This window comes from Nocardia sp. NBC_01730 (assembly GCF_035920445.1).
Classification (GTDB): domain Bacteria; phylum Actinomycetota; class Actinomycetes; order Mycobacteriales; family Mycobacteriaceae; genus Nocardia.
In genome coordinates, this window is sequence record NZ_CP109162.1 from 1,412,219 (window position 1) to 1,424,722 (window position 12,504).

The window sequence follows — 12,504 nt, forward strand, 5'->3', positions numbered from 1 at the left end:
CGAAACGGACCGTCATGAAGCGCGATGACATGATCTTGATCAGCGTCGGTGACCACCTCATCGAACCGGCCGACCTGTTCGTGAACCATCTGCACAGCCGGTACTCGAGGCAGGCCCCTCAGCTGGTGGAACGAGCGGACGGGACTGCCGTCTGGAAGTTCCGCGATGTGGTCATCCCCCGTGCGGCACCGAGTACCGCGGCCGACCGGAAGTACGGTCTCGAGCCGGCAGGGCTCGATGAGATCGAGGCGGGTAGCTATGACGTGCACGCTCGGGTCGAGGCGATGAGCGCAGGCGGCATCCTCGCCTCGATGAACTTCCCGTCGTTCCCTGGTCTCGCGACCGGGCTGGGCGCCACCGATGATCCTGATCTGCCACGGGCGCTGGTGCGTGCCTACAACGATTGGCAGATCGACGAGTGGTGCGGCGCCTATCCGGGCCGCTTCGTCCCGCTGGCACTGCCGATGATCTGGGATGCTGAACTGTGCGCCGACGAGGTGCGCCGGGTCGCGGCCAAACGCTGTCACTCGCTGACGTTCACCGAGTATCCGGCCGCGCTCGGCTATCCAAGCTTCCATGACTCCTACTGGGATCCGCTGTGGCGGGCGTTGTGTGATACGAGCACCGTCCTGTCGATGCCGCTGGGCTCGGCGGGCTGGTCGACTATGCCGACCGAGGATTCACCGCCGCAGGTGCTGGAAACTGTAGCTCCTATGAACATTGCCGCTGCTGCGGCGGATCTACTGTGGTCGGCGGTCTTCGAGAAGTTTCCGGATCTCCGAATCGCGTTGCCCGAAGGCGGGATCGGCTGGGTCCCCTACTTCTTGGAGCGGGCCGACCGGATCGCCGAAAGGCTGGCGTCGCGTACGCGGCGCGACTTCGGCGCCGTGCTGCCGAGCGAAGTGTTCCGGAAGCACTTCCTCACCTGCTTCATCAGTGACCCGGTCGGCATCAACCTGCGTCGGCGGATCGGCATCGACAATATCTGCTGGGCCGCAGGCTATCCGCACAGCGATTCGGCCTGGCCGACCGCGCCCGAGGATCTCTATGAGGTCATGGACGAGGACGCCGTGTGGGACTCCGACATCAACAAGATGACTCATGAGAATGCCATGCGCTGGTACTCCTTCGATCCCTTCTTGCACATACCAAAGGAGCGGGCGACGGTCGGCGTGCTTCGCGAATCCGTGGCCGATCGTGAGTTTTGCGGTCGTACCCGGGCACAGGCGCCTTCCCCTTCGAGGGACATCCCGGGGTCGGGACCGATTCGGTGATTCGAGCGAATACAGGAGTGGATGTGTCTGCCGGAATGAATTTCGAACTGAGCGAGGATCAGCAACTGATTCGCAAGTCAGTTGCCGAACTGGCGAAGAGGTTCGACGACCAGTACTGGATGAAAAAGGACCAGGCGCACGAATTTCCGACAGAATTCTACAACGCCATTGCCGCAGGCGACTGGCTCGGCATCACTATTCCAGAGGAATACGGCGGCCTCGGTCTCGGTATCACCGAGGCGACGTTGCTGCTCGAGGAGGTATCGCGCTCTGGTGGCGGCATGAATGCCGCCAGTTCCATCCACATGTCGATCTTTGGCATGCATCCGGTGGTCGTGCATGGCTCGGATGAGCTCAAGCGCCGAACGTTGCCCCGCATCGCCAAGGGCGATCTGCATGTTTGCTTCGGCGTGACCGAACCGGGTGCCGGGTTGGATACCACACGTATCACCACCTTCGCTAAACGCGACGGTGACGACTACGTGGTGAACGGGCGCAAGGTGTGGATCTCCAAGGCCATGGAGTCGGAAAAGATCCTGCTGCTGACTCGTACCCAGAGCTATGACCAGGTCGAGAAGAAGACCGATGGCATGACGCTGTTCCTCACTGACCTGGACCGGGACCGGGTCGATATCCGGCCGATCGCGAAAATGGGACGCAACGCGGTCACTTCGAATGAATTGTTCATCGACGATCTCCGGATCCCGGTGGCTGATCGAGTCGGCGAGGAGGGCAAGGGGTTCAAGTACTTACTCGATGGTCTGAACCCCGAGCGGATGCTGATCGCGGCGGAGGCCCTCGGTCTGGGCCGGGTGGCGTTGGACAGAGCCGTGAAATATGCCTGTCAGCGCGAGGTGTTCGGCCGGCCGATCGGTATGAACCAAGGTATCCAATTTCCGCTCGCGGACTCGCTGACCCATTTGGACGCCGCCGAACTGGTACTGCGCAAGGCGACGTGGCTCTACGACAACGGCAAGCCATGCGGGCGTGAGGCGAACACCGCCAAGTATCTGTGCGCGGACGCCGGGTTCACCGCGACCGACCGTGCGCTGCAGACACACGGCGGGATGGGTTACGCCGAGGAATACAACGTTGGTCGTTATTTCCGTGAGGCGCGCGTTATGAAGATCGCGCCGATCAGTCAGGAAATGATTCTGAACTATTTGGGATCACACACTCTAGGTATGCCGAGGAGCTACTGAATGGCCATCAAGAACGCACTCTTCGATCTGACCGGGCGCACTGCGCTGGTCACCGGGGCCGCCGGCGGTATCGGGTCGGCCGTCGCCCAGGCTTTCGCCACTGCGGGTGCCGCGGTGGTGGTCACCGATGTCGACGGAGCCGCGGCTGCGGCGGTAGCCGAGAAGATCTCGGCCAACGGGGGCAAAGCCGCCAGTGCCGCGTTGGATGTGCGGGATCGCGCGGCGGCCGACACCGCAGTCGCCAAGGCGGTGGACCTGGGCGACGGGACGCTGCACATTCTGGTGAACAACGCGGGCGTGACCGACCCGGCAATGTTCGCGGACACCACCGAAGAGTCGATTCGGCGGTTGATCGATATCCACCTGATGGGCACCTTCATCTGCTCGCAGGCCGCACTCCCGAAACTGGCGACGAACGGCACCGGGCGGATCATCAACGTGACCTCGTCGGCGGGCATCGTCGGCACCCTCGGACAGGTGAACTATTCGGCTGCCAAGGCGGGCATCATCGGCGTGACGAAGTCCCTCGCGCGTGAATTGGCCCGCAAGAACATCCTGGTGAACGCGCTGGCACCGCTCGCGGCGACCCCGATGACGAGCACCATTCGCACCGACGAGAAGTTCGCGGCCCAGATGCTCGCCCGCATTCCGTTGCGCCGGTGGGCTGAGCCCGAGGAGATCGCGGGTGCCTTTGTCTTCTTGGCCTCCGATGCGTCGTCGTTCGTCACCGGGCAGGTGCTGCCGGTGGATGGCGGCATGGTGATGTGATGGTGCAGCCGGCGCCGGATGACAGGCCAGCAGCGGACGCACCGCTGGCCGGTGTCACCGTGGTGTCACTGGAGCAAGCGGTATCCGCGCCGATGTGTACTCGGACCCTCGCCGACTTCGGGGCCAGGGTGATCAAGGTGGAGAACCCGAAGGGCGGCGATTTCGCCCGGCATTACGACGACGTGGTCAATGGCCTCGCCGCTCATTTCGTCTGGGTGAACCGTGGGAAGGAGTCGGTCACCCTTGACTTGAAATCGCTTGGCGGACTGGAGGTATTGCACCGGTTACTGGAGCGCGCCGACGTGCTCGTCTCCAATCTCGCGCCGGGGGCGACCGCTCGGCTGGGGGTCGCGCCCGCCGATCTGGCCGACCGCTATCCCGAGCTGATCGCGGTGGAGATCGATGGTTTCGGCGCGGGCGGTCCGTTGTCGGGTAAACGTGCTTACGACCTCCTCGCGCAGGCGGAGTCCGGGGTGTGTGCGGTCACCGGGCAGGCGGGCGCGCCCGCCAAGCCCGGGCCGCCGGTCGCCGATGTCACCTCCGGGTTGTACGCGGCGTTGTCGATCCTGGCCACGTTGTGCGGGCAGCAACGGCGTGGCGGGCGTGGCGCGGCGATCAGCGTGAGCCTGTTCGACACCATGGCCGAGGTCATGGGTTACCACCTCACCTACACCCGGCACTCGGGCGTCGATCAGCAGCCGCTCGGTATGAGTTCGCCCGCGGTGGCACCGTATGGTGCCTATCCGACCGCTGACGGGCAGACCGTGGTACTCGGCACGACGAATGACAGCGAATGGCAGCGTCTTGCGCGCGAATTGCTGCGGCGTCCCGACCTCGCCGAGGATGCGCGGTTTCGGACCAATCCCGACCGCGTTCGGCATCGGCAGGTGCTCGACGGCGAGATCGGCGACTGGTGTGCGCGCCATGATCTCGGGCACGTGCAGAAGGCAGCGGACGCGGCAGGAATCGGCAACGCCCGCTACAACCTGCCGAGCGAAGTACTGGTACACCCGCAGCTGACCACCCGCGATCGCTGGCGCAGTATCGACAGCCCCGTAGGTCCGATCCCGGCGCTGCTGCCGCCGCCGATCATCGCCGGTTTCGAGCCGCCCATGGGGGCGGTGCCCGCGCTCGGGCAGCACACCAACGCGGTGCTCACCGAACTCGGACTTTCCGACGACGAAATCACCTGGTTGCGCGTGCAGGGTGCGATCGGGCCGGCCTACCACTGATGTCTGACGAGAAGGAGAGTGTTGTGGGTGCGTCGCTGATATCGGAGGATCGCAATGGCGTGCGAACCCTGACCTTGCACCGGCCGCAGCGCAAGAACGCGATCGACCGAGCATTATGGGTGGCGCTGCGTGATGCGCTGGATGCCGCGGGACACGACCCCGCCGTTCGCGTGCTGGTCATCACCGGCGCGGGTGGGGCGTTCTGTTCCGGAGCTGATATCGCCGAGCCGGACCCCACCCATCCCGTCGACAAAATGCGCAGATTGACCGATGTGGCGCTACTGCTGCATGAGCTGCCGATTCCCACGATCGCAAAAGTGAACGGCGTGGCGGTCGGTGCGGGCTGGAATCTCGCCCTCGGCTGCGATCTGGTGGTGGCTACGCCGGAGTCGCGATTCTCGCAGATTTTCGCCCGCCGGGGGCTTTCCGTGGATCTCGGTGGCTCGTGGCTACTGCCGAAGTTGGTCGGATTGCAGCAGGCAAAGCGTCTGGCGCTGTTGACCGAGATGATCGACGCGGAGCAGGCGCGCGCACTGAACCTGGTGACCTGGGTGGTACCCGAATCGGAAGTCGACGAGTTTGTCCTCGAACTTGCCGCACGGCTCGTTGCAGGGCCGCCTGTCGCACTTGCTCAGACCAAAGCGTTGTTGAACGAAGGCGCTGACCGGACCCTGCGGGATGCGCTGGCCAGTGAGGCCCGTGCGCAGGCGGTGAACTTCGCGACGGCCGATGCGGCGGAGGCTTTCGCCGCATTCGCCGAGAAGCGAGATCCGGAATTCACCGGCCGCTGGTCGGTGTCCGGACGGGCAGTTCCGCTGTGAATTCGAATCATAGCTAGACCGAACTGGAGAATTGGATGCGTGAAGTAGTTGTTGTCGAGGCGGTTCGTACGCCGTTCGGCAAGCGGAACGGAGGGTTGTCCTCGACCCATCCGGCCGATTTGTCCGCCGTCGTGCTGAACGCACTGATCGAGCGCACCGGGATTGATCCGGCGGTGATCGATGATGTCATCTGGGGTTGCGTATCCCAGGTCGGTGACCAGTCGAGCAATATCGGGCGCTACTCGGTGCTGGCCGCGGGCTGGCCGGAGAGCATTCCGGGGACGACAGTCAACCGGGCCTGTGGTTCGAGTCAGCAGGCATTGGAATTCGCCGTTCAGGGCGTGATGTCCGGGCAGCAGGACGTCGTCGTCGCGGGCGGCGTGGAGGTGATGAGCCGGGTGCCGCTCGGCGCGGCGAAAGGCGACGGTGTTCCGTATGGGCCCAACGTTCTTGCGCGCTATGACGATTACTCCTTCAATCAGGGGATATCCGCAGAACTGATTGCGCAGAAATGGGGTCTGTCTCGACGTGTCCTCGATGAATTCGCCTCGGCGTCACACGAGTTGGCCGCCGCCGCGCAGGACCGGGGTGCTTTCGACGGGCAGATCGTTGCTGTTGTCACGGAGGACGGGAACCTGACGGCCGATGAAGGCGTGCGCCGCGGCACCACCCCGGACAAGCTCGCCGCCTTGAAGCCGGCCTTCCAGGACGGTGGCGTGATCCACGCGGGCAACTCCTCCCAGATCTCCGACGGGGCGGCCGCCGTGCTGGTGACGACACCGGAGAAGGCCCGCGAAATAGGGCTGACGCCGCTAGTGCGCTACCAGGCCGGTGTGGTGACGGGCTCTGATCCGGTGCTGATGCTGACGGGCCCGATTCCGGCGACGGAGAAGGTGCTGCGTAGAGCTGGCCTGGCCTTGTCCGACGTCGGTGTCTTCGAGGTGAACGAGGCATTCGCTCCGGTCCCGCTGGCATGGCTCGCTGAGACCGGTGCTGACCCGCGGCTGCTCAATCCACTGGGCGGGGCCATCGCACTCGGCCACCCGCTTGGTGGTTCGGGAGCGGGTCTGCTGACCCGAATGATTCATCACATGCGCGACAAAGGAATTCGCTACGGCCTGCAGACGATGTGCGAGGGTGGCGGCACCGCCAACGCCACCATCGTCGAGCTGGTAACCCGATAAAGGAGACGTCGTTGCGCCGGGAGATCTATACCGAGGACCACGAAGCATTCCGGCAGTTGGTGCGGGAATTCATCGAAAAGGATGTCGTTCCGCATTATGCCGAGTGGGAGCGTGCTGGCCGGATGCCCCGCACGGTCTTCGCTCGCCTCGGATCGCTGGGCGTACTCGGGGTGGCTATTCCATCGGAGTACGGCGGGGCAGGGGAGCGAGACTATCGCTACAACGCAGTGCTACAAGAAGAAGCGGCCCGCGCGCTGGTAACGCTGAGTACGGTGCGCACGCAGCTCGACGTCATCCTGCCGTACTTCTTGGAGTACGCCGACGAACAGCAGCGGCAGCGCTGGTTTCCCGGCCTCGCGAGCGGCGAGCTGTTGACGGCCATCGCGATGACGGAGCCAGGGACCGGCTCCGATCTGGCGGGTATGCGCACCAGTGCCGTGCGTGACGGTGAGGATTACGTACTCAATGGTGCCAAGACCTTCATCACCGGTGGGCTGCTCGCCGACCTGGTGATCGTGGTGGCGCGCACGGCGACCGACCCGGAGAACCGGCGAGCTGGTCTGACCCTGCTCGTTGTCGAGGACGGTATGCCTGGGTTCGAGCGTGGTCGGGTACTGGACAAGATGGGTTGCAAGGTGCAGGACACCGTCGAGCTGTCCTTCGATGACGTGCGGGTTCCCGCGGTGAACCGGCTCGGCGAGGAGGGCGCGGCCTTCGGTTACCTCGGCAACAATCTGGCGCAGGAACGGATGACCGTGGCCGTCGGGTCGGTCGCCCAGGCGCGGGCAGCAGTCACTACGACGATCGACTATGTCAAGCAACGCAAGGCATTCGGGACTCCGGTTGCTTCTTTTCAGAACACGAAATTCGAGCTCGCCTCGATGTCTGCGGAGATCGAGGCCGCGCAAACCATGGTGGACCGGGCAGTTCTCGATCTTGTCGAGGGCGAACTGTCCGGCGCGGATGCCGCGCGGGTCAAACTGTTCACCACCGAAGTACAGGGCCGGGTGGTGGACCGCTGTCTGCAGCTGTTCGGTGGCTACGGCTATATGACCGAGTACCCGATCGCCCGCCTGTACACGGATGCGCGCGTCGCCCGGATCTACGCGGGAACCAGCGAGGTCATGAAGGTGATCATCGCCAAGTCTCTGGGGTTGTGACCGGTGCTCACGCCATGTCGTGGGCACATCAAACGCCGCGCGTCCAGGATCCGAGCACCATCAACGTTTTGGTGCCGGTGACGCCGGCCTCCCGACGGAGGCCACCAGCGATCTCCGGGCTGGTCTACGCGGACTCGCTTCACTATGGGCGGTTGAAGACGGCCAACGCGGGCACGCGCGGTTCAGTGCCACCGTCGGCATCTGGCGCGCGCCCGTGACGCGTTAAGCAGTTTTGAGAATTGAATTCTCACAATGGAGATTAACGCTCTATACTAGGGCTGCGCGGTGCCTCAGCACGTCGAGCCGCACCGCAACCACGGCCTGCACGGCCTGCACGACGTGCTCGATACGCAGGCGCGGTCACCTGGAACGCTGGGAGAGTTGGATGCCATATATCGCTTCGATCGGCACCTACCTGCCGTGCTGGGGTAGCGCCGGACAACGGGTTGTCGGTGACGACGAGGACGCGATCACGCTCGCGGTCGAGGCGGGCCGGGTCGCGCTCGGTGATGGCGCGGGCGTGGAACATATCGTTCTGGTGAGCCGCGATCTGCCGCTGCTGGAAGGCGGCAACGCCGCCGTGCTGTTGGCGGGCCTCGGCTTGGATCCGGAACTGGAAGTCACCGAGCGGCTCGGGGGAGCCCCCGCGGTGCTCGACGCGCTCAGTTCCGCCCGGTCGCGCAGCCTGGTCATCGGTGTCGACTTGGCACCGGCCGGTGCGGCGGCGGCGGTGACCGCCGAGCGCGGTCTGCAAATACGTACCGCGGCGCGGGTCGCCCGCAGCCTGCCTGTGCGCACCCGGTACGCCACCGGCGTCGTGCACGAATACGGCGACCCGCGGCTCCTGCACGCACGTGGCTTGCTCGGTTCGCTGGCGGTGGCTTGGCTGGACACGCCGATCGCGGTGGCGGGCGTCGATCACGCACAGGCCGTCGATCTGTGTGTCGGCACGCCGCCACCGTTGCCGACGCTCGGTGCCAGTTCCGGATTGTTCGCGCTCGCCGCCATGGCGGACGCGGCCAAGGAAGGGCCGCTGGTCGGTGTGGAGCAAGCGAGCCTGTCCGCGGTCACGGTCGCCGTCGGCGCCGTGCAGGTCCGGCGCCGTGAACCGGAGGCGCGGATGAAGCCCGCAGGCACCTTCATTCCCGGCGCGGACATTCCGATTTCCCTGGCCGCCTATGAACGGGCCTTCGAGGCGAAGGTGCGCTGGGTGGCAGGCCGGCCCGCCGGTACCGACGAATTGGACTTTCCTCCTCGGTATCGGGTCGATGACGACGGTGCGCTACATGCCGACTACACCTTGGTGCCGTTGCCCCGGACCGCCGTCGTCTACACCGGTGTGACGGTGCACGTGCCGGTGCCGGGTTTGAAAACCCCCTATTCCCTCGTGATCGTGGAACTCGATGAAGTCGGCGTGCGTGCTCTGGTGAAGGTGACCAGCGCCGACCCGGGAACGGTGAACATCGGCGACCGCGGTCGTATGGTGCTGCGCCGAGTGGCAGTGCGATCGGGCGTTCCGGATTACGGTTACGCGTTCGAACCCGAGAGTGAGGCAGTGGCATGAGGAAGGTCGCCATCGTCGGCGCGGGGATGACCCCATTTGCCGAGCATTTCGTGTTGGGTATCAAGGATCTGGTGCCGATGGCGTTCGCGGAGTGCGCGGCCACCGTCGACAAGGGGCTGCGCAGGTCCGATATCCAAGCTGCGTGGTTCGGTGAGTTCGGTACCACCGACGGATTTCCCTCCGGCATCCTCGCCGATACTCTCGGCCTGCAGGAAATTCCGGTTACCCGTGTCGAAAATGCCTGTGCCACAGGACATGACGCGGTGCGTAACGCGCTGTACGGTATCGCATCGGGGGCGATCGACGTGGCGCTCGTGCTCGGGGCCGACAAGCTCCGTGAGTCGACGTCGAGGGGCATGCTATGGGAGTGGGAGGCGATGACGCGGGATATGGCCTGGGACTACCCCCTCGGCCTGGTAGCGCCCGCGGGGTTCGCCCTCCATGTAGCACGGTATCTGCACGAATCGCCCGCCACCAGGGAGCACATGGCCATGGTCGCGGTGAAGAACCATCGCCATGGAGTCCGAAATCTCAAGGCGCGGTTGCGTTTCGAGATAACCATCGAAGAGGCGCTGGCGGCGCCGACCGTGGTCACCCCCTTCGGCCTCTACGACTGCGCTCCGCAAAGTGACGGTGCTGCCGCGCTGGTGCTGGCGGCGGAGGATGTCGTGGACCGCTACACTGATCGTCCGGTATGGGTCCGTGGTGTCGGGCTCGGCCTTGATTCGGTGATGCATCAACACAAACGGGATATGACTACTTTCCCGGCGACGGTACGTGCCGCCAAGCAGGCCTTCGGCATGGCCGGGTTGACACCCGCGAATGTCGATGTCGCCGAGGTGCACGACTTCTTCACCGGCGTCGAGCTGATCAGCTACGAAGATCTCGGATTCGCTGACCGCTTCGAAGCGCACAAGCTTGTCGAAGCGGGTGTCACCAGCGTCGGTGGCGCACTGCCGATCAATCCGAGCGGCGGCCTGAAGGCCAAGGGGCATCCGCCGGGTGCCACCGGGGTGGCGCAGTGCGTCGAGTTGTTCGAACAGCTGCGCGGCAGTGCCGCAAACCAGGTCGACGGTGCGCGAATCGGGCTGGCGCATAACGTCGGTGGTCCGACAGCGGTTGCCGGAGTGACGATCCTGGCTGGTCCCGGGGCTTGACGTGGTCGAACTCGTCGCGCTGGTTCCCGGGGCGCCTGCGCGACGCCGTGTCGTGCTGGAGTGGGCGGGCCGCGCTGTCGGTCGAACCGGACACGTCCATGTGGTCTGCGATGGAATGGCGCCATGGGCATTGACCAGCTCGTTTGTCTGGACGGGGCTGGTGCTCGACATGGAGCGGATCGAGCGTGCGGATTTCGCGCAGGCGGCCGAGATCCTCGCGCCGCTGGGCTGCGGGTGGAACTGGCACCACGCGCAGTTCGGCGCGCACGACTTCGCTGTGCGACTGGCCCGCCATTGCGGCACGGCCATCGTGCTGTCGCGGCGCCATCTGCTGCGGACACCGTCGGTCAGGGTGATCGCGCCTGATGTCGAGCTGCCGTGGCCGGTGTGGTCTCTCGGGCGGCGATCGCCGGTTCGTCGGCACCGCTGACCTGAGGTGACCTGAGCCAGGTCTTGTAGCCACTGGATAATGGCATTATCATATATGGTAATGCCATATACCATATGGTATCGCACAGCTGGACACGAGGAGTGCCATGACCGATAACGCCGAAGACGCCGTTGCTGCGACTGACGCCGATGAGCTGATCGAAGAGGTGCTCGTGGAAGAGGTATCGATCGACGGAATGTGCGGTGTCTACTGAGCTGTCCCGGCGTCCGTTCGATATGGAGGCCGGGTGGGAGATGTCATCAGAGGTATCGGTCCGGCCGGAACGGTTCGGCGCGCTGCTCTATCACTTCGGGACCAGGCGGCTGTCCTTCTTGAAAAGCCCGCTGATGCTGCAGATTGTTCGCGGCCTTGCCGACTCGGGTACCGCACGGGAAGCCTGCATCAAGGTCGGCGTGCCCGAGACCGCGTTGCCGACGTATCGCGCGGCCCTGATGACCTTGGCCGCATCCGACATGATCCGTGAGAGAAACGCGACATGACTACCTCACTTCCTCTGGTCGATCAGTTCCAGTACGGGCTCGACGCACCGATCTGCTTGACGTGGGAGCTGACCTACGCCTGCAATCTGTCCTGCACGCACTGCCTGTCGAGTTCCGGCAGACGAGATCCGAACGAGTTGAGCACCGCCGAGTGCATGGCGCTGATCGACGAGTTCGAGCGGATGCAGGTGTTCTATGTGAATATCGGCGGCGGCGAACCGACTGTGCGTCAAGACTTCTGGGAGCTCGTCGACTACGCCAACGCGCATCATGTCGGGGTGAAGTTCTCCACCAACGGCGTTCGGATCAACCAGGCGGCGGCTCGTCGGCTGGCCGCGAGCAGTTACACCGATGTGCAGATTTCCTTGGATGGCGCCACCGAGCAGGTGAATGACGCCGTGCGTGGTGCCGGTTCGTACCGGATGGCTGTGCGAGCGATGGAAACCCTTGCTTCCGAAGGCGTTTACGACTTCAAGCTGTCTGTGGTGGTGACGCGTGAGAACGCGGGGCAACTCGATTCCTTCGCCGCGATCGCCGATCTGTTCGGTGCGCAACTGCGCTTGACCAGGCTGCGGCCGTCTGGTCGCGGCGCCGACGTCTGGGACGAGCTGCATCCCACCGCCGACCAGCAGCGCGCGGTGTACGACTGGCTGGTCGACCATGGAGAGCAGGTGCTGACCGGGGATTCGTTCTTTCATTTGGCAGGCTACGGTGAGTCGTTGCCCGGACTGAATCTCTGTGGCGCCGGGCGAGTTGTCTGTCTGGTCGACCCGATCGGCGACGTCTATGCGTGCCCGTTCGCGATTCATGACGACTTCCTGGCCGGAAACGTCCGCGCTGATGGTGGTTTCGCGCATATCTGGCGGGACTCCGAGTTGTTCGCCGAGTTGCGTCGCCCGCAATCGGCCGGGGCATGCACGTCGTGTTCGGCATTCGACAGCTGCCGAGGGGGGTGCATGGCGGCGAAGTTCTTCACCGGTCTGCCGTTGGCGGGGCCTGACCCGGAGTGTGTGCGCGGCCACGGCGAAACCGCCTTGGCGGTAGCAGGCCGGGGGCCCGCGCCACGGCCCTCGCAGGACCATTCGCGTCGCGGTCGGCCGGTCGTGATCGGTATGCCTCAGGTGCCTGCACGAGCCTGCGACGAAAGCCCGCTCGCCGGATTCTCGGTCCCGGGCCGGCCTACCTTTCCGACTCGTCCGGTGACGTTCTGAC

The 12,504-nt window shown here is 64.7% G+C and carries 13 protein-coding genes; all 13 read left to right on the forward strand.

Features of this window, described 5'->3' with window-relative positions; all coding sequences use genetic code 11:
• The first annotated feature begins 14 nt into the window (after positions 1 to 14).
• Complete coding sequence (locus OHB12_RS05510) at positions 15 to 1,274, forward strand: amidohydrolase family protein (RefSeq protein WP_327116753.1); 1,260 nt, start codon at positions 15 to 17, stop codon at positions 1,272 to 1,274.
• Positions 1,275 to 1,309: 35 nt separating this feature from the next.
• Positions 1,310 to 2,476 carry an acyl-CoA dehydrogenase family protein gene (locus OHB12_RS05515; protein ID WP_327120916.1) on the forward strand — a complete coding sequence of 389 codons (1,167 nt, stop codon included), beginning with the start codon at positions 1,310 to 1,312 and terminating at the stop codon, positions 2,474 to 2,476.
• Positions 2,477 to 3,244, forward strand: coding sequence for an SDR family NAD(P)-dependent oxidoreductase (locus OHB12_RS05520; protein WP_327116755.1), 768 nt, complete (start codon positions 2,477 to 2,479; stop codon positions 3,242 to 3,244).
• Positions 3,244 to 4,476 (forward strand): CaiB/BaiF CoA transferase family protein, encoded by a 1,233-nt coding sequence (locus OHB12_RS05525; protein WP_327116757.1) that lies wholly within the window; start codon positions 3,244 to 3,246, stop codon positions 4,474 to 4,476. Before OHB12_RS05520 ends, OHB12_RS05525 begins: the two co-directional genes overlap by 1 nt.
• Positions 4,476 to 5,297 (forward strand): enoyl-CoA hydratase/isomerase family protein, encoded by an 822-nt coding sequence (locus tag OHB12_RS05530; protein WP_327116759.1) that lies wholly within the window; start codon positions 4,476 to 4,478, stop codon positions 5,295 to 5,297. Before OHB12_RS05525 ends, OHB12_RS05530 begins: the two co-directional genes overlap by 1 nt.
• Before the next feature lie 35 nt (positions 5,298 to 5,332).
• A complete protein-coding gene (locus OHB12_RS05535; RefSeq protein ID WP_327116760.1) occupies positions 5,333 to 6,481 on the forward strand; it encodes a thiolase family protein in 1,149 nt (382 codons plus the stop codon).
• Positions 6,482 to 6,492: 11 nt separating this feature from the next.
• The gene (locus tag OHB12_RS05540) at positions 6,493 to 7,641 is read left to right on the forward strand and encodes an acyl-CoA dehydrogenase family protein (RefSeq protein WP_327116762.1); all 1,149 of its coding nucleotides are present in this window, start codon (positions 6,493 to 6,495) and stop codon (positions 7,639 to 7,641) included.
• Positions 7,642 to 8,026: 385 nt separating this feature from the next.
• Entirely contained in the window at positions 8,027 to 9,205 is a 1,179-nt protein-coding gene (locus OHB12_RS05545) for a Zn-ribbon domain-containing OB-fold protein (RefSeq protein ID WP_327116764.1), read from the forward strand.
• On the forward strand, positions 9,202 to 10,362 hold the full coding sequence (locus tag OHB12_RS05550; RefSeq protein ID WP_327116766.1) for a thiolase C-terminal domain-containing protein: 1,161 nt from the start codon (positions 9,202 to 9,204) through the stop codon (positions 10,360 to 10,362). The genes OHB12_RS05545 and OHB12_RS05550 overlap by 4 nt, the downstream gene beginning before the upstream one ends.
• A 1-nt stretch (position 10,363) precedes the next feature.
• Positions 10,364 to 10,792, forward strand: a complete 429-nt coding sequence (locus OHB12_RS05555; RefSeq protein ID WP_327116768.1) for a hypothetical protein — start codon at positions 10,364 to 10,366, stop codon at positions 10,790 to 10,792.
• A 106-nt stretch (positions 10,793 to 10,898) separates the two neighbouring features.
• The gene (gene mftA / locus OHB12_RS05560; protein ID WP_327116770.1) at positions 10,899 to 11,006 is read left to right on the forward strand and encodes a mycofactocin precursor MftA; all 108 of its coding nucleotides are present in this window, start codon (positions 10,899 to 10,901) and stop codon (positions 11,004 to 11,006) included.
• Positions 10,996 to 11,292, forward strand: coding sequence for a mycofactocin biosynthesis chaperone MftB (gene mftB, locus OHB12_RS05565; protein WP_327116772.1), 297 nt, complete (start codon positions 10,996 to 10,998; stop codon positions 11,290 to 11,292). Before mftA ends, mftB begins: the two co-directional genes overlap by 11 nt.
• On the forward strand, positions 11,289 to 12,503 hold the full coding sequence (mftC, locus tag OHB12_RS05570) for a mycofactocin radical SAM maturase (protein WP_327116774.1): 1,215 nt from the start codon (positions 11,289 to 11,291) through the stop codon (positions 12,501 to 12,503). Before mftB ends, mftC begins: the two co-directional genes overlap by 4 nt.
• Position 12,504: the final 1 nt, after the last annotated feature.